This window comes from Pseudorhodoplanes sp. (assembly GCF_035565855.1).
In the GTDB taxonomy this organism is placed as follows: Bacteria; Pseudomonadota; Alphaproteobacteria; order Rhizobiales; family Xanthobacteraceae; genus Pseudorhodoplanes.
This window is the reverse complement of record NZ_DATMRX010000243.1, coordinates 1-25542: the sequence shown is the minus strand read 5'-3', so window position 1 is coordinate 25542 and position 25542 is coordinate 1. Positions and strand designations below refer to the sequence as shown.

At 63.9% G+C, this 25542-nt stretch carries 27 protein-coding genes; 13 read left to right on the top strand and 14 right to left on the bottom strand.

Annotated elements, in window-relative coordinates; genetic code table 11:
- The 4 genes from VN004_RS13520 to flaF form a co-directional block, all read left to right on the top strand.
- Positions 1 to 381: flagellin (locus VN004_RS13520; RefSeq protein WP_325610861.1), on the top strand; the 381-nt coding region annotated here is incomplete at its 5' end.
- A gap of 189 nt (positions 382 to 570) precedes the next feature.
- Entirely contained in the window at positions 571 to 2034 is a 1464-nt protein-coding gene (locus tag VN004_RS13515; RefSeq protein WP_325610859.1) for a flagellin, read from the top strand.
- A 112-nt stretch (positions 2035 to 2146) separates the two neighbouring features.
- Entirely contained in the window at positions 2147 to 2581 is a 435-nt protein-coding gene (gene flbT, locus VN004_RS13510; RefSeq protein WP_325610856.1) for a flagellar biosynthesis repressor FlbT, read from the top strand.
- Positions 2523 to 2888, top strand: a complete 366-nt coding sequence (gene flaF, locus VN004_RS13505) for a flagellar biosynthesis regulator FlaF (RefSeq protein WP_325610854.1) — start codon at positions 2523 to 2525, stop codon at positions 2886 to 2888. Before flbT ends, flaF begins: the two co-directional genes overlap by 59 nt.
- Positions 2889 to 3003: 115 nt before the next feature.
- Here flaF and VN004_RS13500 read toward each other — a convergent pair whose 3' ends face one another.
- From VN004_RS13500 to VN004_RS13490, 3 genes are read right to left on the bottom strand one after another with little or no spacing between them, the layout of a single operon-like run.
- Positions 3004 to 4500, bottom strand: a complete 1497-nt coding sequence (locus tag VN004_RS13500; RefSeq protein WP_325610850.1) for a flagellar biosynthesis protein FlgL — start codon at positions 4498 to 4500, stop codon at positions 3004 to 3006.
- A 21-nt stretch (positions 4501 to 4521) separates the two neighbouring features.
- Positions 4522 to 6384, bottom strand: coding sequence for a flagellar hook-associated protein FlgK (gene flgK / locus VN004_RS13495; RefSeq protein WP_325610848.1), 1863 nt, complete (start codon positions 6382 to 6384; stop codon positions 4522 to 4524).
- Between the two features lie 28 nt (positions 6385 to 6412).
- Positions 6413 to 8407 (bottom strand): flagellar hook-basal body complex protein, encoded by a 1995-nt coding sequence (locus VN004_RS13490; protein ID WP_325610845.1) that lies wholly within the window; start codon positions 8405 to 8407, stop codon positions 6413 to 6415.
- Positions 8408 to 8642: 235 nt separating this feature from the next.
- Here VN004_RS13490 and VN004_RS13485 point away from each other — a divergent pair, with 235 nt between their 5' ends.
- Complete coding sequence (locus VN004_RS13485) at positions 8643 to 9488, top strand: MoxR family ATPase (protein ID WP_325610843.1); 846 nt, start codon at positions 8643 to 8645, stop codon at positions 9486 to 9488.
- 41 nt (positions 9489 to 9529) lie between these two features.
- Here the strand turns inward: VN004_RS13485 and VN004_RS13480 are convergent, their stop codons facing one another.
- Complete coding sequence (locus VN004_RS13480) at positions 9530 to 11299, bottom strand: FAD-dependent oxidoreductase (RefSeq protein ID WP_325610841.1); 1770 nt, start codon at positions 11297 to 11299, stop codon at positions 9530 to 9532.
- Positions 11300 to 11330: 31 nt separating this feature from the next.
- On the opposite strand from VN004_RS13480, the gene VN004_RS13475 reads away from it, so the two are divergent.
- Together VN004_RS13475 and VN004_RS13470 are read left to right on the top strand one after the other, a co-directional pair.
- Entirely contained in the window at positions 11331 to 11858 is a 528-nt protein-coding gene (locus VN004_RS13475) for a histidine phosphatase family protein (RefSeq protein WP_325610838.1), read from the top strand.
- A 27-nt stretch (positions 11859 to 11885) separates the two neighbouring features.
- Positions 11886 to 12311 (top strand): universal stress protein, encoded by a 426-nt coding sequence (locus VN004_RS13470; RefSeq protein ID WP_325610835.1) that lies wholly within the window; start codon positions 11886 to 11888, stop codon positions 12309 to 12311.
- On the opposite strand, the gene VN004_RS13465 is transcribed toward VN004_RS13470, so the two are convergent.
- From VN004_RS13465 to VN004_RS13455, 3 genes are all read right to left on the bottom strand, one after another.
- On the bottom strand, positions 12308 to 12925 hold the full coding sequence (locus VN004_RS13465) for a hypothetical protein (protein ID WP_325610832.1): 618 nt from the start codon (positions 12923 to 12925) through the stop codon (positions 12308 to 12310). The genes VN004_RS13470 and VN004_RS13465 overlap by 4 nt on opposite strands.
- Before the next feature lie 114 nt (positions 12926 to 13039).
- Positions 13040 to 13183, bottom strand: coding sequence for a hypothetical protein (locus tag VN004_RS13460; RefSeq protein ID WP_325610830.1), 144 nt, complete (start codon positions 13181 to 13183; stop codon positions 13040 to 13042).
- Positions 13184 to 13453: 270 nt separating this feature from the next.
- Entirely contained in the window at positions 13454 to 13960 is a 507-nt protein-coding gene (locus tag VN004_RS13455) for a ferritin-like domain-containing protein (RefSeq protein WP_325610828.1), read from the bottom strand.
- Between the two features lie 207 nt (positions 13961 to 14167).
- On the opposite strand from VN004_RS13455, the gene VN004_RS13450 reads away from it, so the two are divergent.
- Positions 14168 to 14335 carry a hypothetical protein gene (locus VN004_RS13450; protein ID WP_325610826.1) on the top strand — a complete coding sequence of 56 codons (168 nt, stop codon included), beginning with the start codon at positions 14168 to 14170 and terminating at the stop codon, positions 14333 to 14335.
- 96 nt (positions 14336 to 14431) lie between these two features.
- Here the strand turns inward: VN004_RS13450 and VN004_RS13445 are convergent, their stop codons facing one another.
- Together VN004_RS13445 and VN004_RS13440 are read right to left on the bottom strand one after the other, a co-directional pair.
- Positions 14432 to 14926, bottom strand: a complete 495-nt coding sequence (locus VN004_RS13445) for a hypothetical protein (protein WP_325610824.1) — start codon at positions 14924 to 14926, stop codon at positions 14432 to 14434.
- Positions 14927 to 15146: 220 nt separating this feature from the next.
- A complete protein-coding gene (locus VN004_RS13440; RefSeq protein ID WP_325610820.1) occupies positions 15147 to 15632 on the bottom strand; it encodes a YaiI/YqxD family protein in 486 nt (161 codons plus the stop codon).
- Positions 15633 to 15862: 230 nt separating this feature from the next.
- On the opposite strand from VN004_RS13440, the gene VN004_RS13435 reads away from it, so the two are divergent.
- From VN004_RS13435 to VN004_RS13425, 3 genes are read left to right on the top strand one after another with little or no spacing between them, the layout of a single operon-like run.
- The gene (locus tag VN004_RS13435; RefSeq protein ID WP_325610817.1) at positions 15863 to 16927 is read left to right on the top strand and encodes an aromatic ring-hydroxylating dioxygenase subunit alpha; all 1065 of its coding nucleotides are present in this window, start codon (positions 15863 to 15865) and stop codon (positions 16925 to 16927) included.
- Between the two features lie 9 nt (positions 16928 to 16936).
- A complete protein-coding gene (locus VN004_RS13430; RefSeq protein WP_325610815.1) occupies positions 16937 to 17929 on the top strand; it encodes a PDR/VanB family oxidoreductase in 993 nt (330 codons plus the stop codon).
- Between the two features lie 7 nt (positions 17930 to 17936).
- A complete protein-coding gene (locus VN004_RS13425; protein ID WP_325610813.1) occupies positions 17937 to 18545 on the top strand; it encodes a hypothetical protein in 609 nt (202 codons plus the stop codon).
- A gap of 160 nt (positions 18546 to 18705) precedes the next feature.
- Here VN004_RS13425 and VN004_RS13420 read toward each other — a convergent pair whose 3' ends face one another.
- Entirely contained in the window at positions 18706 to 19878 is a 1173-nt protein-coding gene (locus tag VN004_RS13420; RefSeq protein WP_325610810.1) for a VWA domain-containing protein, read from the bottom strand.
- 282 nt (positions 19879 to 20160) lie between these two features.
- Here VN004_RS13420 and VN004_RS13415 point away from each other — a divergent pair, with 282 nt between their 5' ends.
- Complete coding sequence (locus VN004_RS13415; RefSeq protein WP_325610806.1) at positions 20161 to 20796, top strand: PilZ domain-containing protein; 636 nt, start codon at positions 20161 to 20163, stop codon at positions 20794 to 20796.
- A 149-nt stretch (positions 20797 to 20945) separates the two neighbouring features.
- Entirely contained in the window at positions 20946 to 22946 is a 2001-nt protein-coding gene (locus VN004_RS13410) for a hypothetical protein (protein ID WP_325610804.1), read from the top strand.
- Between the two features lie 147 nt (positions 22947 to 23093).
- Here the strand turns inward: VN004_RS13410 and VN004_RS13405 are convergent, their stop codons facing one another.
- The 4 genes from VN004_RS13405 to VN004_RS13390 all read right to left on the bottom strand — a co-directional run bounded on the left by VN004_RS13405 (position 23094) and on the right by VN004_RS13390 (position 25178).
- On the bottom strand, positions 23094 to 23285 hold the full coding sequence (locus VN004_RS13405; protein WP_325610802.1) for a hypothetical protein: 192 nt from the start codon (positions 23283 to 23285) through the stop codon (positions 23094 to 23096).
- A gap of 79 nt (positions 23286 to 23364) precedes the next feature.
- Positions 23365 to 24402, bottom strand: a complete 1038-nt coding sequence (locus tag VN004_RS13400; protein WP_325610800.1) for an NAD(P)/FAD-dependent oxidoreductase — start codon at positions 24400 to 24402, stop codon at positions 23365 to 23367.
- Positions 24403 to 24406: 4 nt separating this feature from the next.
- The gene (locus VN004_RS13395) at positions 24407 to 24730 is read right to left on the bottom strand and encodes a 2Fe-2S iron-sulfur cluster-binding protein (protein ID WP_325610797.1); all 324 of its coding nucleotides are present in this window, start codon (positions 24728 to 24730) and stop codon (positions 24407 to 24409) included.
- A gap of 127 nt (positions 24731 to 24857) precedes the next feature.
- Positions 24858 to 25178, bottom strand: coding sequence for a 2Fe-2S iron-sulfur cluster-binding protein (locus tag VN004_RS13390; RefSeq protein ID WP_325610794.1), 321 nt, complete (start codon positions 25176 to 25178; stop codon positions 24858 to 24860).
- Between the last annotated feature and the right edge of the window lie 364 nt (positions 25179 to 25542).

Sequence of the window (25542 nt, the reverse complement as noted above, 5' to 3'; positions counted from 1 at the left end):
TTCAACGAGGACGGATCGAGCTACCAGAACATCAGCGGCGTGACCTTCACCTCGGCTGGTCTTGGCCTCTCCGCCCTGTCCGGTTCGGAGTTCCAGACCAACTCCGATATCGACACGGTGATCGGCAACCTCGACGCCGCTCTCACTGACCTGCGTGCGCAGGCCGCGAAGTTCGGCTCGAACCTGACCACGGTGCAGACCCGCCAGGACTTCACCAAGAACATGATCAACACCCTGCAGACCGGTGCCGACAACCTCGTGCTGGCCGACACCAACGAGGAAGGCGCCAACCTCCTCGCGCTGCAGACCCGTCAGCAGCTGTCCACCACGGCCCTGTCGCTCTCCGCGCAGGCCGACCAGGCGGTGCTGCGTCTGTTCTGATCGCAAGCGGTCATCGTCATCCTGGAACGGCGGGGTCTTCCCCGCCGTTCTTTTTTTGCGCGCGCGCCAGCCGTTTACGTTTCGTTAATCAGATTTTTAACCGGCCATTAGGGTTACCAGACCACTATCGCCAGGAACCGCATCAGGGCGCGGGCAACATTTCCACTCTCTGGAAGAAGGACGCTCAACATGAGTGATGTCGTACTTTCGGCCGGCGTGCGGCAGAACCTTCTGTCGCTGCAGAGCACGGCTCAATTGATGAGCATGACGCAGAACCGGCTCGCCACCGGCAAGAAAGTAAACTCCGCACTCGACAACCCATTCAATTACTTCACCTCGCAAGCGCTCAATAACCGCGCCAGCGACCTGAATTCCCTGCTCGACTCCATCGGCCAGGCCCAGAAGACCATCGAAGCGGCCGACCACGGCATCAGCGCGCTGACCAAGCTGGTCGAATCCGCCAAGTCGATCGCCAAACAGGCGCAGCAGACCACTCAGCCGGCCGCGACTTACAATCTCGCGATCGCGGGCAACGCTGCGATCCCTGCCGATGCGCAGGTTGCGACGGGCACCGTCGGCAGCATCACCGGTGCGACCACGCTGCAGTCTCTCGGCCTTGCCAACGGCGAAACCATCACGATCTCCGATGGCACCAATACGGTGACGCACACGGTCGCGAACGCCGCCACTGAAACGGTGAACGATGTCATCACCACCTTGAACGGCGGCGCCGCGACCTGGACCGTCGCCGTCAACGGCAGCGGTCAGCTGGAAGTGACTGGCAACAATGCCGCCAACACCCTCACCATTTCAGGCGACGGTGCGGATAGCGCGTTCGGCACCACCACCAACTCCAGCCTGACCAACTCCATGATCGGCGCACTGTCCGGCACGCTGACCGTTCAGGTCGGGGCCGATTCGGCCCAGACCCTGCAATTCGGCTCCGGCAATATCGAAACCCGCGCCGACCTGCTTGCCGCGCTCGGCGGCCTCACTGGCGTCACCGCCACCATCAACGGCGCGAACCAGATCTCGATCACTTCGACGACCTCCGACAACGTGACCGTCGGCGGCACCGACGCCGCTTCGTTCTTTGCGGCAGCCAATATCGGCGTCAACGTACCAACCGGCACCGCCACAACGCCGAATGCGGTCCGCGCCGGCCTTGAAACGCAGTTCAACGAGATCCTCAGTCAGATCGATGCGCTGGCGCGGGATGCCTCCTATAACGGCATCAACATCCTGAATGGCGACAATCTGAAGGTCACGTTCAACGAGGACGGCTCCAGCGCCCTCGACATCGCCGGCGTCACGTTCACGGTCGCCGGTCTCGGCCTGAGCTCGCTGACTGGCGGCGAATTCCAGACCAACGGTTCGATCGATACGATCCTCGGTCAGATCGACAACGCGCTGCAGACGCTGCGGTCACAGGCGACGAATTTCGGCTCGAAGCTCAGCACGGTGCAGACCCGGCAGGAATTCACCAAGCAGCTCATCAACACCCTGGAGACCGGCGCCGACAATCTGGTTCTTGCGGACACCAACGAAGAAGGCGCGAACCTCCTCGCCCTGCAGACCCGCCAGCAGCTTTCGACCACCGCATTGTCGCTCTCCGCGCAAGCCGACCAGGCGGTGCTGCGGCTGTTCGGCTGACGTCCTCACCTTCGCAGTATTGTTACGGCGGGGCGAGAGCCCCGCCGTTTTTGTTTACGCGGCATTAACCATGGCTGGCCGACCATCCAGCGCGAATCGGCGGAGATGTATCATGGCGCTGAAGGTGGAATTGAAGCCGGGAGAGCGCATCCTGATCGGCGATTGCGTGATCACCAACGGCGACCAGCGCACGCGCTTTCTCGTCGACGGCACCGCACCGATCTTGCGCGAGCGGGACATCATGACCGCGGAGCGCGCCGACACGCCGGCGAAGCGCATCTATCTCGCCGTGCAGCTGATGTATATCGGCGGGGATCCGACGAAGCAGCACGAAGTATATTTTGCATTGATGCAGGACATCGTGCAGGCCGCGCCGAGTGCGTGGCGTTACATCGCCGACATCAACAATCAAATCTTAACGGGCGATCTGTATAAAGCGCTGAAATCAGCCAAAAAGCTTATCGAATATGAGCAGGAGCTGCTAACGCATGCACAACGCGGCCAAAGCCTACGGGACAGTGGCGCAACAGACCGCAAGTCCGCGTGAACTCGAGGCCCAGCTGCTGCTGCGCGCCGCATCGCGACTGCAGAATGTCCACGATCATTGGGATAGCCAGCGCAGCGGGCTCGACCACGCGCTGCTGTTCAATCGCAAACTGTGGACCGTCTTCCTGACCTCGGCCACCAACAAGGACAATCCGTTGCCGGCCGAGGTTCGTCAGAACATCGCCAATATCGGAATTTTTGTCATCAATCAGACGCTGAATGTCATGGGCAATCCGCAGCCCGAACGCTTGCGCAGCCTGATCAACATCAACCGGCAGCTCGCCGCGGGATTGAGCGGCGGCGCCTGACGCGCGTCTTTCTCCGAATACAAAAGGCCCGCCTTTCGGCGGGCCTTTTTGCATTTCGGGTACCAGCGCGGCCTGCGGCGTCGTCACGCGGCGCGCTGAAGCGCCGGCAGAAGACCTACAGGTAGTTCAGGATGCTGGTCTGGAACAGCTTGGCCGTCGTCTGCAACGACGCCTGCAAGCTGGTCTGCAATGCCAGGATCTTTGCAGCCACCTCTTCATTGGTGACACCTTCGATATCCTGAAGAAGATTGCCCAGCGTCATCTTGGTTTGCGCATGGCGGTCGACCGCGGCGTCGGCGGAGACCTGCGCGCCTGCAAGCTCGGCCTGGATCGTCTCGATGCGTTGCGTGCCGGCCGGCCCGTCGAAAGCCGCCCGCAGGCGCGTGGTGAGCGCTTCAGCCCGCGCCTGGGACTCAGGGTCGCCGGCGGGCATCGAGATCGCGGCAAGCGCAGCGATATTCTGCAATTGCCAGCGGATCCCTTCCTCGTTGGCCCGCAGGCCATATTGCACGGTGATCGACTGATCGATCTTCGCCACCGCGGTTGAACGGGCCGGCTGGCTGCCCGCCTCCCCGGTATACCAGGTGACGGTGTCGGCGGCGGTGCCAGCCACGGATCCGGTCGCTGTGTCGAAAGGCGGCCCGTCGACCCGGCGCGGCGGGTTGGCATCATCGGTCCGGAAAAAATCATCCGATGCTGCAAGCGCCGAGGCCGCGGTGAGCGCGGTGCGCGCCCGGCTGCCGAGTTCGGCCGTCAGCGTCGCACGCAAATTCGTAGCCGTTTCCGTGCTGTCCGCGCCGATCGCAAATTCACCCGGCGCGGGCGTGGCAGAATTCGTGGCGGTCAGCGTCAGCGTCTCGGTCGAGCCATCGGGCAGGCTGAGCGTGATGCGCACGGCCTCGCCCGCGTTCGGATTGGTCGCGCCGAGATCCACGGCAACCTGCGGCGGTGCACCGGCGGGTCCCGTCACGGTCGCGCCCGTCAGGGTCGACGTGATCGCCGAAAGCTTGAACCCGTAGATCGTCGGCGGCGTTTCTTCGGCGAGACCGGCAGCGGTCGGCGACGGCGTCATGACCGCGAGGCGTCCGAGGCCCGCGGCGCCGAGATCGGCCTGCAGCCGCTCGGCGATGATCTGCCGCAAGCCTGCGCGTGCGCCGTCACCATCGAGGATCTGCGAGACCGATGCGACGGCCGGCTGGTCCGTCGCCAATCCGGAAAACAGGAAGCGGTCGCCGGACCGCGTGTTGAGCAGGCCGAGAAGCTCGCCCAGCGCGGAGGTGGCGCTGGTCTGCGCCGTGGCGCGACCGTCCACAGAAGACATCTGCGCCGCAACCGCCTTGGTTTCCCGTCCGATCGCGCCGATCCGGGTCAACACAGTCTGTGCGAGTTCGAGGCGGCCGCTGATATTCTTGATGGTGTCGCCGTAACCCTCGATCGCCGAAAGATGCGCACGCAGACCGACGGTGAGGCCGCGGTTGATGCCGATGCCAGCGTAATCGTCGGCGCGCTTTCCGGTTGCGAGCTGGCGCTGCAAGTCGCCGAGCTGCGCGCGCATGCCGACCAGCGACTGCGTCAACAACAACGATCTGGTCCCGACGCCGACGATGCTCATCCGAGTGTCCCGAATCCGCCTTCAGATTCTCATCAACATGTCCATCATCTCCTTGACGACGGACATCACGCGCGCGTTCGCGCCATAGGCGCTTTGCAGCGTGAGAAGATTGGCCATTTCGACATCGACATTGACCGCAGAGGCATCCGCGACGCGCTCCTTCAGCGCGTTGACGACGACCTGCTGACCCGCCGCGAGATTGGTCGCGTTTTCCGCCGCTTCACCCTGAAAGCTGATCACCTGACGCAGGAATGACGACAGCGATCCGGTGAAGGGCGAGCCGGTCGAGCCGATACCGGTCTTCGCCGGAAAGGTGACGGCGGAATCGACGAGCTGGCTCAGGATGAAGTCCGGCCGCGTCGGATCGCCGGCCGACGCTCCCGTCTGGTACATCACGAGCTTGGAGGGATCGGCCACGAGCTGCGCGTTCACCGTGATGCGTCCGGCAAGCCCGACGCTCTGCGAGCCAGTCGAGCGGATCGCGCCGGTATAGATCGCAGAAGCATCGGTGAAGAACGGCAATTGCGGATCGCCACTGCCGAAGCTTGCCCGCGTCACGGTGACGTCGGCGGAATCGATCCTGGAATTGTTCGCAGCCCCGTCGTCCAGGACGCGCAGGATTGATCCGGACGGATTGGAGAAGGTAATCCGGCCGTTGAAGTGGCTGTTGAGCTGTGCGGCAATTCCTGCGACGCCGTTGGAAAAGTCGACGCCGATCACGGTGTCGGACGGATCGGCCGTAATGTCGTTCGACAAAGGCAGCGCAGCCGGGTCATCGACCCGTACGATCGTGACGCGATGCTGCTGGCCGGTGACCGTATCGGTCCAGGCCAGGTTGATGCGGTTGCCGTCGAGCATCGCGGCGGTGTCGATGTCGTAGCCCTGTTGCGCACCCGAGGTAACGGCGCTCCCCGGTATCGTCTGGTCAGACAGGCTCGAAGCCATCGCCGCAGCGATCGCGTCGAGTTGCGCCTGAGCCTGCGGCAGGATGTAGTCGCGCATCTCGATGAAGGCGGCGATCTCGCCCGAGCGGATCGCATTGCTGGCGAGAAGGTCGACGGAGCCGCCGGTCGGCGTGACGAGGGTGATCGTGCCCACCGCGCGGGTCGCCGGATCGTCGGTCCATTGCGATGCAGGCGTGATCGATCCCTGCAGGTCGAAGCCGAGCCGCGCGGCGTCGGTCCCGACCAGTTGAATCCCGGAATTGGTGAAGACGGTGATCTGATTGTAATCAGTCGCGATCACCCGGATATCCATGAGCTGCGAGAGCTCATCCACGTAGGTGTCGCGCTGGTCGAGCAAGGCGGCGGTCGCCGCGTCAGCCCGCGTGTTGAGCGCGAGCTGTCGGTTGATGTCGGCAATCCGCTGCATCGCGTTGTTGGCGCGCGAGACCGCATCGCTGATGCCGTATTCGGCATCGCTGCGCAGCGACTGGATGTCCGCCGACATGCTGTTGAGCTGCTGCGCCAGCACCTGGGCTTTGCTGATGACGGCGGCGCGCGCCGCCGGCGATTCCGGTGACGTGCCGAGGGTCTGCAGGGTCGTCGTGAGCTCGTTGAAGGCGACTTCGAGCGTCGAGTCCGCGCCCGGCTCGCCATACATGCTTTGCAGCCGCGCAAAGAACTGCGCCCGCAGGTCGGCATAGGCGCCGCCCGCCGCCTCGGTGCGCAACTGACGCTGCAGGTAGATGTCGAGTTCGCGATTGACCGCGGCGACCCGCACGCCGAGGCCCGCGCCGCCGGACGAGATCGAGGTCTGGCTCAGCGTTTTGCGGACATAGCCCGGCGTCTCCGCATTCGCCACGTTCGAGGCGATCAGCGCGAGACCGGCCTGCACCGTGCGCAGGCCGGAGGTCGAGGTGTTCAGGGCCTGCGTCAGGCTCATGACATTGTCCTAGCGCTCGCCGTCACGCTCACCGCAGCATGTTGAGGAGTTCCTGCGTCATGTCGTTTGCTGTCGAGATGACGCGGGTATTCGCCGAATAGGCCTGCTGGGTGACGATCAGCTTGGTGAATTCGTCGGCGATGTCGGTGTTTGACCCTTCCAGCGACGATCCGATGATGGTGCCGCTCGCTCCATAAGTCGGCGAGCCGGATTCGTCGGTCGCCTCGAAGGCGCCGCCGTCGATGCGCTTGAGGAAATCGGCGCCGGTGAAGTTGGCGAGCGTGATTTCCGCAAGGTCGATGGTGCGGCCGTTCGAGTAGGACCCGACGATGCGTCCCTTGTCGCTGATCGAGATGGTCTGCAATTCGCCGGCTGCGTAGCCGTTCTGCTGCAGCAGGTTGACCTGTGCGTTGCCGTTCGGATCGGCGAATTGGGTGATGCCGCCGGCGCCGTGGTTGAGCTGGAGGTTGCCGAGATTGATGCCGTCGATCACGACGTTGTTCAGTTGCAACGATGCAATCAGGGGGCTCATCTGGCCGTTCGGCCCGAAGGTGTAATTGGCGCCTGCATTGACCCAGGCCGCCTGCGTGCCGGTGGCGTTGGAATTGGTCTGATAAAACAGGTTCCAGGTCTCGGCGCCGCCGTTGGCCTGCGAGTCGACCTTGGCCCAGCGCAGCTGGATATTCACCGCCGTTCCCGAAACGTCATAGGCAGTAATCGCTCCGCCGCCGAGCGAGGAGTCAAGGAACGCGCGTTCGTCATCTCCGATCACCGTGCCGTTGGAGGGCAGGCCCGACAGCGTCCGGATGCCGAAGACCGAATGCGTCGCGCTGCCGCTCATGGTGATGGTGTCGGTCATGTTGCCGGCAGTGACCGTCACATTGCCATTCGTGGTGTTGACGCTCGCCGTGCCACCGGTGAGGCCAGTCAGCGCCGCCGACAGCTCGGCCATCGTCGAAACCTGACCGACGCCGGTGCCGAAGGTTATCGTCAGGGGCGTGTTTCCGCCCACCTGAATGACCATTGTCTGACCGGCTCCGACCGCATTCTGCGTGAGCAGATTGGTGGCGTTCGTCGTCCCGACATTGACGCCGAGCTCGCCAAGGAGCGACAGGGTCGAGCCGCCGCCGATCTCGATATGAGTGTCGGCATCGGCGCTGGTCAGAACGAGACGGTTCGAGCCATTGAGCGACGCGGTGACACCGGTGGTGCCGGACTGGGCGTTGATGGCGGCAAGAGCCGCTGTCGCATCCGCGCCCGCGCCGATGGTGATCGCCGTGCCGTTGATCTCGATGGTGCCGCCCGCGGAGGACAAGGTGGAAATGTCGACGGTTCCGGTCGCGACCGCGACTGCGTCAGGCGACAGGGTCGCGCCCGAGCCGAGAATGCGTGCGGGGGCCGGCGGTCCGTAGATCGGATTGGCCGAGAAATTCGCCGGATTGAGCAGCTCGGATCCCGGAATGTCGGTGTCGGAATTATTGGTCCGGGGATAGGCCGCGAGGTTTGCACGATATTCGATCGACGTCGTCTGCTGGGCCGGCAGGAAGTCGTTCTGGAATTGCAGCAATTGCGGAACGCTGCCGGTGGCATTGCCGGTCGCCGGATCGATCGGCAGGCCCATCAGGTAATAGCCCGCGCCGTTGACCAGATAGCCGTTCTTGTCGGGACGGAAATCGCCGCGCCGGGTGTAGTAGTCGGCTCCGCCGAAGATCGGCGAGTTGTCCTGGATCGATGTCGGCTTCTGCACCACGAAGAAGCCGTCACCATTGATCGCCATGAAGGTCCCGACCGAGGCGCCCTGGATGTCGCCCTGCACGGAGTTCGTCGCGCGAGCGCTGGCCATCACGCCGCCGGCCAGCTGCTTGGACGGGATGTTGTCCGGGATCAGGTCCTGAAAGCTGGTGTCGATCCGTTTGAAACCGGTGGTCTGCGAATTGGCGATGTTGCCGGACACATTCTCGAGCGCATAGGACTGCGCGCGCATGCCGGTGACAGCAGTATTAAGAGCGCCGAAGATACCCATTACCTTGTCCTCCAGGACGGCAGGCGGACCGGCTGAACAAGCGGCCGCACGCCTCGTGGCGACATCATCGCAAGCCGCGTGCCATAGGGATTGACAAGACTAATCAATGGCTTATCGGAGCCATCACGACGGCGTCCGCGGACACTTTTGCCGCATCCCGGCAAAATTTACCGGGAGAGTTTGCGCTGCGAAAAACAGGCTCTAGTGTCCGGAATCGAACATCGAAGGACGTCCCATGCGTTTTGAAGGTACCAAGGGCTATGTCGCGACCGAGGATCTCAAGGTCGCGGTCAATGCCGCCATCACGTTGCAGCGCCCGCTTCTGGTGAAAGGCGAGCCCGGCACCGGCAAGACCGTGCTGGCGCAGGAGATCGCCAAGGCGGTCGGCGCCGAGTTGCTCGAATGGCACGTCAAGTCCACCACCAAGGCGCAGCAGGGCCTCTACGAATATGACGCGGTGTCGCGGCTGCGCGACAGCCAGCTCGGCGACGAGCGGGTGCGGGACATCCGCAACTACATCAAGCGCGGCAAATTGTGGGAGGCATTCATCCGCGAAAAGCGACCCGTGCTGCTGATCGACGAGATTGACAAGGCGGATATCGAATTCCCGAACGACCTGTTGCAGGAACTCGATCGGATGGAATTCTTCGTCTACGAGACCGGCGAGGTCGTGAAAGCCAGTCAGCGACCGATCGTCATCATCACGTCAAACAACGAGAAGGAGCTGCCCGACGCATTCCTGCGCCGCTGCTTCTTCCACTACATCCGTTTTCCCGATGCCGACACGATGCGCGCCATCGTCGACGTGCATTTCCCCGGCATCAAGCAGCGTCTCGTCTCCGAGGCCTTGAAGCTGTTCTACGAGATCCGCGATGTGCCGGGCCTGAAGAAGAAACCGTCGACGTCGGAATTGCTCGACTGGCTGAAGCTGTTGATGGTCGAGGATATCGGCCCCGAAACATTGCGCGAGCGCGATCCGAAGAAGCTGATCCCGCCGCTGCACGGCGCGCTTCTGAAGAACGAGCAGGACGTGCATCTGTTCGAGCGGCTTGCCTTCATGGCGCGACGCGACGGGCGCTGAGGGTCACCCCACACAGGCGCCGCCGCGGGGCGGGGCTTGACCTATTCGGCTTCCGGCCGCTTGGCCTCTGCTGCCTTTGCTGCCGCCGCAGCTTCTGCGGCGATGCGTTCTTTTTCGGCGCGAGCCGCAGCGCGCTGCTCTTCCTTGAGCCTGGCGGCCTCGGCCTTGGCGGCGGCTTTCTGTTCGGCGCGCAGGCGCTTCGCTTCGGCTTTTTCGGCGTCGCGGATCCGCTTGGCTTCGGCTTTCTCGGCCGCGATCCGTTCGCGTTCGATCCGGCGCAGTTCGGCCTGTTCGGCTTCGATCTTGCGCTGTTCCCGGCGTTCTGCCTCGGCGGCGGCCGCCTGCTCCGCGAGGATGCGCGCGCGCTCCGCCGCCTCCTCGGCTTCCTTCTTCAGCCGCGGTTCGTTCTTCGACCACCAGACTTCGCGACGGCGAGACTGGCGCGACGCGAAGTCTTCATAGCGCCTGAAGCCTGCATGATAATGTTTGGCGATCAGGCGCCCCATTCGCCCGCCGCCCCAGACCAGTTCAAAGGGTTCGAACAGCCGGAAGCGGTCATCGCCTTCCGCGATGGCGCCGGAGATCAGCAACGCCGCCATGGCTGCCGTGTTGAGGCCTTGCGGACCGAATCCGCTCGCAAGCCACACGCCGGGACTGACTTCGCCGATCTGCGGCATCAGGTGAACGGTCAGCCCGATGGTCCCGCCCCAGGCATGGTCGACCTCGACGCGGCCGAGCTGTGGAAAGCGCGCCCTGAGCTCACTGCGCAGCCGATAGCCGTGCCAGCGCGGATTGGCGCCCGGAGACCCGAGGCGCCCGCCGAACATCAACCGGTCGCCGCTGACGATCCGGTAATGGTGCCCGGCGAACTTTGAATCGCTCACCGCCCCCCGATAATCCAGCGCCTCGACAAGCCGGTCGCCGAGCGGCTTCGTGACGATGGCAAATGTCTCGAGCGGGATCAGCATATGCGCGACCTCGGGCACGAGCCTTCCGAGATGCACGTTGCCGGTCAACACGATATGCGCCGCACGGACCCGGCCATGCGGGGTGATGATGCGCTTGCGAACGCCCGCGGGATCGATCGCGACCGCCGGCGTCTGTTCGAAGATCCGCACACCTGCCGCTTCGGCGCGTTCGATCAGATGCCGCGCATAGGCGTAAGCGTCGAGATTGAACGCGGTCGGGAAATGAATGGCCTGGAAATAATAAGGCGACTTCACCTTGCTCCGCACCAGATGCGCCGGCCAGACTTCGATATCCGCGCCGAATTCACGCAGCAGATCCGCCTTGTCGGCGATCTCGCGTTCGCGATTGGTTTTGGAAATCTGCAACGAGCCTTCGCTCTGGATGATATGGCTCGCCCCGTCATCGATGGAGCGACGCAGATGCTCGAGGCCATCCTGCGACAACGCCCATAGCTCGCGCGCGTCGTCCACGCCGACGCGTTCGACGATCCGGTCGATGCTCTGGAAAAAGCCGGGGCGGACAAAGCCCGTGTTGCGGCTCGACGCATTCCAGGCGACCCGCCGCTCCTCCAGCACTACGACGGACCAGCCGCGACGCGCCATTTCGAGCGCGGTGAGGAGGCCAGCCAACCCACCGCCGATGATGCAGACGTCGGCATCGAGATCGTTGCTGAGTTTCGCAAAACCGGGCGCCGTGCCGGCCTGCGCGTTGAACCATGTCGCGCCGTAGTCCGGGTCGGCGGGCGCCGCAGCAGCGACGTCCGCAACCCCGGCGACCTCGGCTTCGGATGAAGCCGCGTCCGGTTGCGGCTCGTTCTCCAGGTTCGTGTTAGGCTCGCTCACCGAACGCCCCTCGCCTTGCGGACCCTGTTCCATGCGCCGTCTGATGCTTCTGCGTCACGCCAAATCCGACTGGTCGCAACCGGGTCAGCCCGATCATGCGCGCGAACTTGCCCCGCGCGGCCTCAAGGACGCGCCGATGGTTGGGCGCTACATGGCCGAACACGCGCTGATCCCGGATCACGCGATTGTCTCCACCGCGACGCGTACGCGCGAAACATGGCGTCTTGTGGCCGACGCCTTCGCGCGCAAATCGCCGGTCACGTTTAAAGACAGCATCTATGAGGCCTCGCCCCGCTCCATTCTGGCCGCGATCGCGGAGGCACCCGCCTCCGCCCGATCCGTCCTGGTGATTGGTCATAATCCGGGTTTCCAGGAAACCGCAAATCTGCTGGTCGGCAGCGGCGACCAGCGCGGGCGCGACAAGCTGCGGGAAAAATTTCCGACCGCCGCGCTCGCGGTGATCGACTTCGCGGGCGATGACTGGTCCGCGGTGCAGCCCGGCGCCGGCCGGCTGGAAAGTTTCGTCACGCCGCGTGCGATAGCCGCCGCAAGAGGTTAAGCTCTCCGAAAAGGGGAGGAAACGATCATGTTCAAACGGATTCTTGTTCCGGTCGACCTGGCCGAACCCGAACTTGCAAAGCCAGCGATCGATACCGCCTGCGCCATGGCGAGTGCCTCGGACGGCGTGCTTCGCATCGTTCACGTGCTTCCGATGACGCCGGTCATGCTCGCGGAATACGTTCCGCCGGATTTCGATACGCAGCAGCGCAAGTCGGCCGAAGACGGCATGAAGGCCCTCACCGCCGAATGCCGCCTGCCGCCGGATCGCGTCTCCGGCGTCGTGCGCCAGGGCGGCATCTATCACGAGGTGATCGAGGAGGCGAAGGCGACGAATGCCGATCTCATCGTGATGACGTCGCATCGGCCCGACATGCGCAGCTACTTCCTTGGTTCCAATGCGGGCCATGTCGTGCGCTACGCCAATTGCTCGGTGCTTGTCCTGCGCGACTAGGACGCTGTCGCGCCCGCTGCTGCGGGTGGCTTCGGCAAGACATCGGGAGGGATGGCGTCGAGTGTATAGCGCCGCGGCAGGTTGCGCTTGAAGAACATGCCGAGCTGCCACAGCACCAGCATCAGGAATCCGAGCAGAAACAACGACGCGGCCATCTCGCCTTGCCGAACCGCACTGACGATGAGCCCGAGCATCGCAATGCAGATTCCGACGAAGATCACAAAGCCCGGCCAATACAGAAACACGATCGCGCCCGCGAGGAGCCGCGGTGTGCCGCCGGCGGCGGCGATCTTCTCGTGCAGCGCCACGATGAAACGCGTATAGCCGTCGTCCAGTCGCTCCTGTTCGAGCATCGATTTCCACGACGCCGAAGCGATCGAGATTTTCGGATTCTTGTCCGCCCAGATTTCCGCAAGGAAGCGATAGGACTGCATCGTCACCGGACGAAAGGCGAGCCTGATCTGGCGAATGTCCCGATAGGGAATGGTGCCGGACATGCCTCCCCCCGACCATTGCAGCGCATCGGGCGTCAGCCGCAGCTGCGAGGGCGCGCCCAACAAATTCGACTTGAAAGAATACTGAATGTCAGCGGTCTCGCCGCCGTTCTCACTCATGATTTCATCCCCTCCCCTCGGCGCGGCCCTCTTAGCATAAGGCGGCGGTGACGACGCAGCGTTCTGGCGCCGCCGGAACGAGCCCTTCCGGCCCGCGTTGACCCGGACGGAAACTCATTGGGTGAATGCGATGCGATCCTTGTCGAGACTGGCTCTCATCTGCGGAATGGCGGCTGCAATTGCCACACCGGCGTCCGCGCAAACAGCGGGAACAGCCGGCGGATCGTCGACCGGCAGCAGCCCCACAACGGGCGCCACGGCGGGTTCCGGTCCCTCCAGTTCGGGGACTGGGACGGCGCCCTCGGCGCGACAGCCGGCGATTCCAGGCGCAGTCAGTCCAGGCAATCCCAATGCGGCGTCACGCCCGAATGTACCGAATATCAGCGGTTCCCCCGTCATCCCCTCGCGCCCGGTTCCCTCGACGCGCTAGCCAATCTGCATCGCATCGGCACAAGATTGCGACACGCTGCAGCATGAAAAAAGCGCCGGTAATGACCGGCGCCCTTTGTTTCGAGCCATAATCGGCGATCAGCTTGCGGCTTTGCGGTTGACCTTGCTCTCGGCGACCGTGGTCAGCTTCTTGTCGGCCGCGTGCTCTTCTTCGAGGGTCTTCTGCAGAATCGCCGCAGCGTCATCGCGGCCGAGCTGATGCGCCCAGGCGACCAGCGTGCCGTAACGCGTGATCTCGTAGTGTTCCACGGCTTGCGCCGAGGCGATGATGGCGGCGTCGAGCACTTCCTTGTCTTCGACCTCGCCGGACACTTCCTGTGCTTCGTCGATGATGCCGTCGATAGCCGGGCAATCGACCGCCTTCGGCTTCAGATCATGCAGCTTGAACACCTGCTCAAGGCGCGCGACGTGGTTTTCGGTCTCCCGAAGATGGTTCTGAAGCCCGTTCTTCAGGTCGCGATCGGTCGACTTGCTGATCATGTCGGGCAGCGATTTCAGGATCTGCTTCTCGGCGTAATAGATATCCTGAAGCTGGTGAATGTAGAGGTCGTTCATTGTCTTGATGTCAGCGGAAAACAGGCCCATCTGCGGCTCCCTTTTTCGTTATGTACGATTGCTGGACGCATCTGCGTCCCCGGAGCCAACGTAGGGACCGCACGCAGGTTCCTGACGAAGTCGTTATCGCTTGCACGGAACCCCCGGTCACCGCGCGCATTGCTCAAGTAACTCACTATTGGGCAAGTCACTCAGGAAGAGCACAAGGAGCAGGGACCCGGTTCCGGGAGGTCCGCGATGAACGATCCAGAAACGCCAGAACAGCAGCAGCCAGAGGAGCGCCGGGAGCCGACCGAAACCACGACCCGCCGCGCACCATTCGATATTTCAGGACTGAACGACATTCCGCAGGCGCGTGAAGACGACCCGCCCTATCAAAACTGGTGGGTGATCCCCACCCGCTAGGCTTCGCATGCGAGCGGAAAAGCGGGCCCCCTATCGGAATTGAAAAAGCCGGCCCCAAGGCCGGCTTTTTCGTCTTCTTAAGGAAAACCGCGCTCGTCAGCGCTTGGCGGCGCGCTTCGGCTTGTCCCAGCCGTAATAATCGAACCAGTAATTCATCCACCAGCCGCCCAGCACCGGTACGACGCAATTGGCGGTCGAGACGAACACTTCGCGCTGGGTCAGCTCACGCTGCGTCACGATGGTGCCGACGATCGGCGAGACAACGGCGCAGGCCGCGGTCGTCGCGATGAAAGCGCCCGAGGCGCTGTGGACACCATGGCCACCCTTGCCGCTGAGCCAGCTTCCGGTCCGGTGACCCGAACGCAGCGCGAAATACGCGCCGGTTGCGCCTGCGCCGACGGCAAAATTCGATGCGGCAAGACGCGGATCGCGAACCGTCCACGGATTGCTCGCCCACCAGCCCCACCAAGGCGCATACCACGGCGCCGGTGTGACAACGACCTTGGCACGGCGGTGCTGCGCATCGGCAGTTCCGCCTCCGAACACAACAGCGGCAGCCAGCGCCGCCAACATCAGCCCAAATTTCCGCATCGGACACCCCCTTGGCTGCCGGACTTCGGATGTGACCGGTCAGACGAATAAGGCCGGTGGTTTTCCACCTGCCCAGATTCGCATCTTGAGGATATCCAGCCGCCAAAGTCGAGGAGCGAGCCCGGTTTTTCCGGGGATTTTGAGCGTGTTGCATTGGGTGTTGCAGAACAAACACGCCGGCAACCCATTCCCGGCGATACGCGCGTGTTGTGCAACGCACTCACACCGGGAAGCCGGCGCGCTTCAATCGCACGATCGCAAGATCGAGCGCGGACAGGAAGGCCGAGCGGTCGCGTGCCGTGAAGGGCGGCGGGCCGCGCGTCGCCTCTCCTGCGGAGCGCAGGCTGTCCATCAGGTTGCGCGCGGCGAGCGCCATGCCGATCGATTCGTCGTCGAACACCTTGCCGGTCGGCGCAATTGCCACCGCGCCGGCCTTCACGCTGCGGCTGGCGAGGGGAATGTCCGCCGTGACGACGATCGCGCCCGGGCGCGCGTGCTCCGCGATCCAGTCATCGGCCTTGTCCATCCCGCCGGGCACCACGACTCGCTCGATGCGCGGGTCGCGCGGTACGGCTATCGGCGCGTTCGCAACAACGACCACACGCAGATTGTGGCGATCAGCGACGCGATAGATCTCGGATTTGACCGGGCAGGCATCCGCATCGACCAGAACGAGTATCGGGCCGCGTTCAGCCTCGGACGTCATCAGTACTGTCCCCCCTCGTCAGGCGCGTATCCGCCGTGCCTCGTGCGCCAAGGCTTGGACCCGCGGGTAGTTCGGTATCGCGTCGGTTGCATGGCGGCTTTCATAGCCGGGTCGCGGGCATGACATTGGCGCGCCAGTTTCACACTGTTACAATCGAAATTGCGGAACGCACAGCTCCGCGGCCTTTGAAGAAAATAGCGCCGATCAAGAAACTCATCCGGTGAGGAACAATGCCTGAGGCTACCGACCGCTCGTTTCCCTACAACGCCTGGTACGTCGCCGCCTGGGATTATGAGATCAAGCGCACCCTCATGCCGCGAACCATCTGCGGCAAGAAGGTCGTGATGTACCGCACCGCCGCCGGTCAGATCGTGGCACTCGAGGACGCCTGTTGGCACCGCCTCGTGCCCTTGTCCAAGGGCTGGCTGGAAGGGGACGAAGTCGTCTGCGGCTATCACGGCCTCAAATTCGATCCGAACGGGCGCTGCACGTTCATGCCCTCGCAGGAGACGATCAATCCCTCGGCCTGCGTGCGCCGCTTCCCGGTCGTCGAGAAATATCGCTTCGCCTGGATCTGGATGGGCGACCCCGCCCTCGCCGATCCCGCCACGATCCCCGACATGCATTGGGTGGACGACCCCGCCTGGGCCGGCGAAGGCAAACTGACGCCGCTTGCCTGCAATTATCGGCTGGTGATCGACAACCTGATGGACCTGACGCACGAGTCGTTCGTCCATCGCACCTCGATCGGCAATTCCGCGGTCGCCGAAGCGCCGTTCGAAGTGACGCACAGCGAGCGCACCGCCCACGTGACGCGCTGGATGATCAATATCGAGCCGCCGCCGTTCTGGGCCTTCCAGCTTGGCGCCACCGGCCCGGTGAAGGTCGATCGCTGGCAATACATCAATTTCGAAGCACCGGCCGCGGTCGTTCTCGACGTCGGCGTCGCCCTGACCGGCACCGGCGCACCCCAGGGCGATCGCTCCAAAGGCGTGAACCTGCGCGTCTGTCACTTCATCACGCCGGAGACCGAACGGCGCTGCCACTTCTTCTGGGTGGTCCGCCGCAATTTCAAGCTTGGCGATCAGCGCCTCACGACCGAGACGCGCGATCGCAATGCTGCGATCATCGGCGAGGACGAGGCGATGCTCGAAGCCCAGCAGATCGCGATGGAGGAAAATCCCGACGCCGTTTTCTACAACCTCAATATCGATGGCGGCGCGATGTGGGCCCGCCGTATCCTCGAGCGCATGATCCGCGACGAGGCGCCGGCCGCCTTGCGGGCTGCCGAATAGGACAGCGCCATGCGTGTCGTAGAAACCTGGACCACCGCGCGCGTGCGCAGCGTGCGCGATGTCACCCCCACCATCAAATTGTTCGAACTGGTGCCCGCCGAAGGCAGCCCGGCCCAAATTCCGCTCGGCGGCCATCTCAACGTGACGGTGATGATCGGCGACCGCGCCGATACGCGCTCCTATTCGCTGATCGGCCCCGCCAGTCCGGATGCCTATCGCATCGCGGTCAAGCTCAATCGCGAAAGCCGGGGCGGCTCGGCCTATATGTGGACGCTCAAGCCGGGCGCGCAGATTTCGATTTCCAGTCCGCGCAGCCATTTCGGCATCGACTTCGACCGGGCGGATTACCTGTTGATCGCGGGCGGCATCGGCATCACGCCGATGGTCGGGATTGCGCATGCACTGGCCCGCCGCGGCGCGCCGCTCCGCATGATGTATTGCGCGCGCACCCGCGACGAACTGGCCTTCGCGGACGAACTTCGCGATCTCCTCGGCGACCGGCTGCAGACCTTTGTCTCGGCTGATGGCCAGCGGCTCGATCAGCGGGCGGCCTTGTCGTCGCTCGCGCCGGGCGGCATCGCCGCGGTCTGCGGCCCGCTGCCTCTGCTCGACGAGGCGCGGAGCCTGTGGCGGGAGCTTGGCCGGCATTATCCAGATCTTCGCTTCGAGACATTCGGCTCGAGCGGATCGCTCGCCGCCGAACCATTCCGTGTTCGCATCGCGCAGAGCGGCAGGGAAATCGTCGTACCGGAAACGATGTCGATCCTGGATGCGCTGGAGAATGCCGGCATCGGCGTGATCTCGGATTGCCGGCGCGGCGAATGCGGCGTCTGCGCGCTCAACATCGTATCGGTCGACGGCGTGGTCGATCATCGCGACGTGTTTTTCAGCGACGAGCAGAAGCACGAGAATAACAAGCTCTGCGCCTGCGTCTCGCGTGCGATCGGCACGATCACGATCGATCCGCTGCTGCGACCCGAGCCGCCGCGCCCGCAACGGTGAAGCGCGCATGGGCAAGGCATGCCATATGGTTCTTGCCTTGCCATTGCTCGCGGCGATCGGGGCGCCAGCGGTTGCCGCGGACGACCCGCTGACGAAGATCGTGCCGCCGAAGGATGGCGCGAGCGTCTGCTTTGAGCGGCGCTACGATACGCGGCATCTCAAGCGCCATCCGCAGCAGCAGACGACGCACATTCTTTTGTCGTTCCGCTATCAGGGCGACGACGGCAGCCACATCGAGCGGATCGCGATGACACGGCGCGGCAGGGCGCCGCTTCTCTATTTTGCCGGCGGCTGCGACTTCAGCGAACGCGCAAACCGTAATTCTGGCGGCCAGCGCCTGATCGCCTCCTATCCGAAAGATGAGGGCTATGCCTGTATTGCGCTGACGGAGGCGAATTCGGCGCGCGAAGGCGGCTTTTTCCTGATCGACCTTGCGCGCGACGGCACATCCGCGACGCTCTATATGGACTCGCCGATCGAAGCGATGCAGGGCGCGGACGGACGCAGCCTCCCGGGCGAGGTCAAGCTCGGCCGCAGTGACCGCATCTTCCGGCTGCGCCGCACCGATCCATCCGCCTGCCGCGCGCTGGAGAAAGCATTGCCCGGCCTGCCGTGAGCGGCGCGCAGCGGACACACTCGTAAAACACTCGCGCATCCGCTAACCGCCTTTGCCTCTTGCCGGATCGCGTCGGCAGCCGGGTGCAAGTGAGACCGGCGAAGGCGCAGGCTCTCCAGCTGTCAGAGAGGGAGCTGCTCTCTGTGAAACCGAAATCGCGCTACCGCACCAATTCCCGCATTGCGCGATCGAGCCCGTCCAGCGTCAGCGGATACATCCGTCCGCCCATCAGCTGACGCATCATGCGGATCGACTGGGTGTAGTCCCACTCCTCTTCCGGCACCGGATTGAGCCACACGCAGGCGGGATAGGTGCGCGTGATCCGCTCCATCCAGACCTGCCCCGGCTCCTCGTTCATGTGCTCGACCGAGCCGCCCGGCATCGCGATCTCGTAAGGCGACATCGACGCATCGCCGACGAAGATCACCTTGTAGTCGTGCGGATAGGTGTGCATCACGTCGAAGGTCGGCGTTGTCTCCTGGTAGCGCCGGCGGTTCTCCTTCCACACCCGCTCGTAGAGGCAATTGTGGAAGTAGAAATGCTCCATATGCTTGAACTCAGCGCGCGCGGCGGAAAACAGCTCCTCGGTCGCCTTGATATGCCAGTCCATCGAGCCGCCGACATCGAAGAACAACAGCACCTTCACTGCATTGTGCCGCTCCGGACGCATATGGATGTCGAGATAGCCCTTGTGCGCGGTGCCCTTGATGGTGCCGTCGAGATCGAGTTCGTCGGGGGCGCCGGTGCGGGCGAATTTGCGCAGGCGCCGCAGTGCGACCTTGATGTTGCGGGTGCCGATCTCGACCTCGTCGTCGAAATCCTTGAACTCGCGCCGGTCCCAGACCTTGACCGCGCGGCGATGCTTGCTCTCGCCGCCGATGCGGATGCCTTCCGGGTTGTAGCCTGAATTGCCGAACGGCGAGGTGCCGCCCGTGCCGATCCATTTGCTGCCGCCCTGGTGACGGCCCTTCTGCTCCTCGAGCCGCTTCTTGAGCGTCTCCAGGAGCTTGTCGAGCCCGCCCATCGCCTCGATCTGCTTCTTCTCCTCTTCGGTCAGATATTTGTCGGCGAGCGCCTTGAGCCATTCCTCGGGGATGTCGGCGGTCAGCGCCTCGTCCATCAGCGATAGGCCCTTGAAGACATGGCCGAAGACGCGATCGAACTTGTCGAGGTTGCGCTCGTCCTTCACCAGCACCGCGCGCGACAGATAATAAAAGTCCTCGACCTTGCGCGAGGCGAGGTCGGCATCCATCGCCTCCATCAGCGTGAGGTATTCGCGCAGCGTGACCGGCAGGCCGGCGGATTTCAGCTCGGCAAAGAAGTTTATGAACATTCAGGGCCTCCCGGGGCGCGCCGGCCTCTCACGCTGCCTGCAAAGGAAACCGGCCGGAGGTTTCGGTCAAGGCCCCGTAGAGCCAGGGGCGAGGCCAAAGCTGGCGGGAAAAAGTTCGAAACCCGGCGAGCCGCGGCTTACAGCTCGCACGGTTAATCGACGCGGGGCCCGCGGCCTTGCAAATCCTGATGTTCCGGAAATTTTCCTCTCGCATTTTAAGCGCTTTCGGCAGCACAAGCTTGCCGTTTCGCTGGCACTCAGGGTGAAGATAGCGAACGAGCGATGCCAACACCTGCAGTCCAGATAGACGATATTGTGATGGTCGACCGGCGACGGATCGCGCGGACGGACGCCGCGATCGGTGGCCGCTATTCGCTCGCCGGCCGGCGCAACGTCCGTGGCGAGCGGCGCGAATTCGCCTGCCGCACGATCGACATCTCGTCGGAGGCGATCGCCCTGATTTGCCCCGTCGTCGGCCCGATCGGGGAACGCGTCATTGCCCATTTCGATGAATTCGGCAGGCTGGAAGGGCAGATCGTCCGTCTCTTCAAAAACGGCTTTGTCATGCGGCTCGTGCTCGGGCGCGGCGAGTACGAGACGCTGTCGGCGCGGATCGACTGGCTGCACCGGCACAAGCACCACAATCTCCCGGACGACCGCGAGCACAAGCGCACGGCGCCGAAAAACCCGCATTCCACGGTTATGCTGTCCGACGGCACCGTCCGCGGCTGTTTCGTGATCGACATGTCGGTCTCAGGCGCCTCCGTGTCCTCCGAAGTGACGCCGCAACTCGGCGACGTGCTTGCGGTCGGCAAGATCATCGGACGTGTCGTGCGGGTCTTCCCGGAGGGCTTCGCGGTCCGCTTCATCGAATTGCAGGACCCGGACAGCCTCGAATATCTGCTGATCCGATCGTAAGGCGGCCGGCCGCGCTCCGCCGGTCACACCCTCCGGCGCCGTCCTTCGCCCCTGCCCGCTTCGCGCGCGACCGGGGCTGGACCGCTTTCTCCCATATTTCCGCCCAAAGCCTTGTGTTACTCGATGACGTCACCGATCATCGGACCTCCATGCGCGCCCGTATTGTTGCGGCCTTTGCCGTTTTCGCCTGCCTGATGCCCAGTCCGCCCGCTCTCGCGCAATCGCGCGAACCGGGCCCGCTGCAGCTCAATGCCCCGGCCGCCACCCCAGGCAGCGGACCGATCCGGATCGAATGGGAGGTCCGGAACCGCTTCCGGCTGTTCCGCAACGAGGCAGATTTCCGGCGGCATGTCGCCGCACATCGCGGGGACGGCGTGCTGGCCGCAGAACAGCGGCTCGCGCATTCGACCGACGGACGCGGCTGGGCACGCGACATGGTCGACAATCTCTGCGTCGATCATTCGGGGCGGCTGCCCGAGACCTGCCTGCGCGACGGCACCAAGGAGAACTATCTCAGCCCCGTCGATCATCCGATCACCGCCATCGCGGCCGGCGCAGTGCCGCCCGGTGCGCTTTGCGTCTGGAATTTCGATGACGGGGAATCCCCGCCCGGCCAGGCCACGACCCGCTGCGACGATCCGGTGCGGATCCGCGTGCGTTACGGCAAGACCACCATCGCCACGGTCGATGTCGGGCTGCCCGATGGCACGGCGCACCGCGCCGCGACCGAGATTCTCGTCAGCGACCTCTTGATCGCCGGCATGGGCGATTCGATCGCGGCGGGCGAAGGCAATCCGGATCGCGCCATCGCGCTTGGCGACGACGGCTTCTGCTTCCGTCGGTTCCTCGCAGGCTCAACGAGCGAATATTTCCGGCCCGGCCGCGCGGGCTTCAAGGGCAACAAGGCCTGCGATCCGGCGCTGTCGACCGGCAGCGGCAACACCTCTGCAGACTGGTCGAAGCTGAATGCGCGCTGGTGGAGCGCGGCCTGCCATCGATCGCTCTACGGCTACCAGTTGCGCGCCGCGCTCGCGATCGCGATCGAAAACCCGCACGTGGCAGTCACCTTCCTGCCGCTCGCCTGCTCCGGCTCGACCATCGAAAGCGGCATCTTCGGTTCGCTGCGCGCCCGCGAATGCCCTACGACAGGCTCCTGCACGAGTTCGAATGTCGCGCAGATGGTGCGGCTCAAGGAAGCGATCGATCTCGCCCGCAAGACCGACAAGGAGCGCAAGCTCGATGCGATCCTCCTGACGGTCGGCGCGAACGACATCTGGTTTTCCGGCCTCGTCGCCGACGTGATCACCGAAGACGCGACTGAGCGCGCGCTATTCAAGCGCGGCGGCCTGATCGCCGATGTGTCCGATGCGCGCGGCTATCTGAAGGATTTCCCGCGCGACTTCGCAAAGTTGCGCGATGCACTCAAACCCTATCTCGACGGCCATCTGCAGCGCGTCGTCTATGTCACCTATGGCAATCCCGCGATGGTCAATGGCGGCCAGGTTTGCGCCGGCGGCCGCGCGGGCTTCGACGTGCATCCCGCCTTCAATGTCGACGGCAAAAAGCTTCGCGAGGCGTCGGACTTCGTGGAGCGCGAATTCCTGCCGCGCCTGCGGGCACTCGCGACCTGTGAGGGCTCCGGCACCTGCCGCGATCCGCGCACCGATCGCATGACCTTCGTGGACCAGCATCAGACCGAATTTTCCTATCGCGGCTTCTGTGCGCGCTCGCCACGCGATCCGGTCTTCGACCGCGAATGCTTCCTCGACAACGGCGACAGCTTCGAAAGCAATCCGTCGCAGGCGGCGACCGATCCGCTGCGTTGCAGCCTGCGCGCCCGCGATTTCCGGCCCTATGCCTCGCGCGCGCGCTGGATCCGCACCGCGAATGACAGCTACTTCACCGCGATGACGTTCCCGGAAGGCATTTCGACGGCGGTGCAGCCGAGCGACCTGCATGACGCGACCTGGGGCGCCACCAGCGCGGTCTATGGCGGCGCAGTCCATCCGACAGCGGAAGGCCATGCTGCGATGGCAGATGCGGCCCTGCCGGCGCTGCGTGCGGTGCTCGGGCTATCGACACCCACGCAGGTGCATGCCGAGCCGCTCGCGCCGTTGCAGACGCCGCCGCCACCGGCAGCGACACGGTAGCATTCAGTTTGCAGTTCCCATTTCTGTCATGCCCCGCGAAGGCGGGACATCCAGTAAGACTCTGAAACGGTCGTGTTGACTGGATCGCCCGCTTTCGCGGGCGATGACAGCTGGAGAGCAATTGCTTCTGCGAACGAACCCGGCCGCTCAGCTCGCCGACTTCATGAATTTTTCGGACTTCGGCTTGCGGATCTTCGGAACCGGCTGCGGGCCGCAGGCGAGTGCATTGAGGCAATGCGGCTGAGCGGACTTCTTCTTGCCCTGCGCCGCGGCATCGTCCGGGCCAGCGAGAACAGCCAGTGCAAAACCAAGCGCACACAGCGCCGTTGCCGTCTTCATCGCGCAGCCCCTCCCTCACGCCCGGTGATGCGGGGAACGTTACCCAACTGCGACCATGGAGGCTACAGCGGCGCGTGAGCTACGCGACGCCGAGCTTCTTTTGCAGGCTGGTCGAGGAGGTCGTGTACTGGAAGGTCAGCTTCTTCTCGGGATAGACGTAGCGGTGGATTTTCTGTGCCGCCAACGCGCCTTCGTGGAAACCGCACAGGATCAGCTTCAACTTTCCCGGATAGGTGTTGATGTCGCCGATCGCGAAGATGCCCTTCTCCGAGGTCTCGAAGCTTGCGGTCTCGACCTCGATCAGATCGTCGGTCAGCTTCAGCCCCCAATTCGCAACCGGGCCGAGCTTCATGGTGAGCCCGAAGAACGGCAGGATCGCGTCGCACGCGATCTCGAAATTGCTGCCGTCGTTGCGCTTGACGATCGCCTTCGACACCTGACCGTCACTGCCTTCGAGCGACGTCACCTGACCCAGCACGAAGTCGATCTTGCCCTCGCCGACCAGCGCCATCATCTTGTTGACGCTGTCGGGCGCGGCGCGGAATTCCTGCCGCCGGTGCAGCAGCGTCAGGTGGCTCGCAATCGGCGCGAGATTGAGAGTCCAGTCGAGCGCGGAATCGCCGCCGCCGGCGATCAAGAGCCGCTTGCCGCGGAACTGCTCCATCTGGCGCACTGCGTAGTGGACCGATTTCGCCTCATAGGCCTCGATGCCCGGTATCGGCGGGCGCTTGGGCTGGAACGAGCCGCCGCCGGCCGCGACGATCACCACCTTGCATTCGAACACCTTCCCCGCATCGGTGGTGACGCGGAATTCCGGGTCGCCAATCCGCTCGATGCTCTGCACCATCTCGCCGAAATGGAATTGCGGACCGAACGGCTTGATCTGCTCAAGCAGAGCCTTGGTCAGGCCGTCGCCGGTGACAAGCGGAATACCGGGGATGTCGTAGATCGGCTTTTCGGGATAAAGCTCGGCGCATTGGCCGCCCGGCTTGTCGAGGATGTCGACGAGATGCGCCTTGATGTCGAGCAGGCCGAGCTCGAACACCGCGAACAGGCCGCAGGGACCCGCGCCGATGATCAGCGCATCGGTCTTGATGACATTCGTCGCGTCCAGCATGATCTCACCTGCCCTGATAGCTCGGTGTGCGAACCAGCAAGCCGTCGAGTTCCTCGCTCATCTTGATCTGGCAGGAGAGCCGGGAATTCGCGCGCACGTCGTAAGCGTTGTCCAGTTGCTCTTCTTCTTCCAGCGAGCGTTCGCCGGTTTTCTCAAGCCACGCATCGTCGACATAGACATGGCAGGTCGCGCAGGTGCACGAGCCGCCGCATTCGGCGACGATGCTCGCGATCGAGCCGCGCATCGCGGCTTCCATGACTGTCTCGCCGATGTCGGCATCCACCTCATGGACGGTGCCATCATATTCAATGAATGTAATCTTCGGCATGGGCAGGCATATGCGTGAAAAGGGAAATGGTTTGTATCCAAACCGATTTACGGCGTCATCCCCGCGCGGCGCCGCAACCGCTTTCGGATCGGGCTTTCCCGTGAAGTGACAATGGCGATCCTGAGCCTCAGGCCTGGCGCTCGGGGGTGCGGACAACGAGCCCATCGAGGGCGTCGGTGACCTTGATCTGGCACGACAGCCGTGAATTCGGCTTCACGTCGAAACCGAAATCCAGCATGTCCTCTTCCATCGGCGACGGGGAGCCGACGATCTCGGTCCAGGCCTCGTCGATATAGACGTGGCAGGTGGCGCAGGCGCAGGCGCCGCCGCATTCGGCCTCGATGCCGGGAATGCCATTCTTGATGGCGCTCTCCATCACTGTGGAACCGATCTCGGCGTCTACGGAGCGGCTTTCGCCCGCGTGGTCGATAAAGGTGATTTTGGCCATCTGGGGCGTGCAAAGTCCGCGTTCACATGGGGAGCGCCAAGCGGAGAGCGCCGGCACACCGCTATATAACCGATCGGCCGCGATCTGCCAGCGTCGATATCATGACGCTGACTGACCGCCGTTGTGCTCTTCGCAGACGCGGCAAGGAGGTCCGTTTGCGGCGACGGTGAGCGCATCGTCCACGTTGCTCAGGCGCAGATCCACCGTCCGTGCCGACCCGGTCGGTCATGACCAGCGCTTATCGATCGGCGGATTGGAGCGGCGGGTCTCAGGCGAAGCTGAGAAGTCCGGCGATCTCGGTCCTCGCCTCATCGACCGCCGCACGCAAGTTATCCACACCCGCGCGGCAGCCCTCGACGTCGCC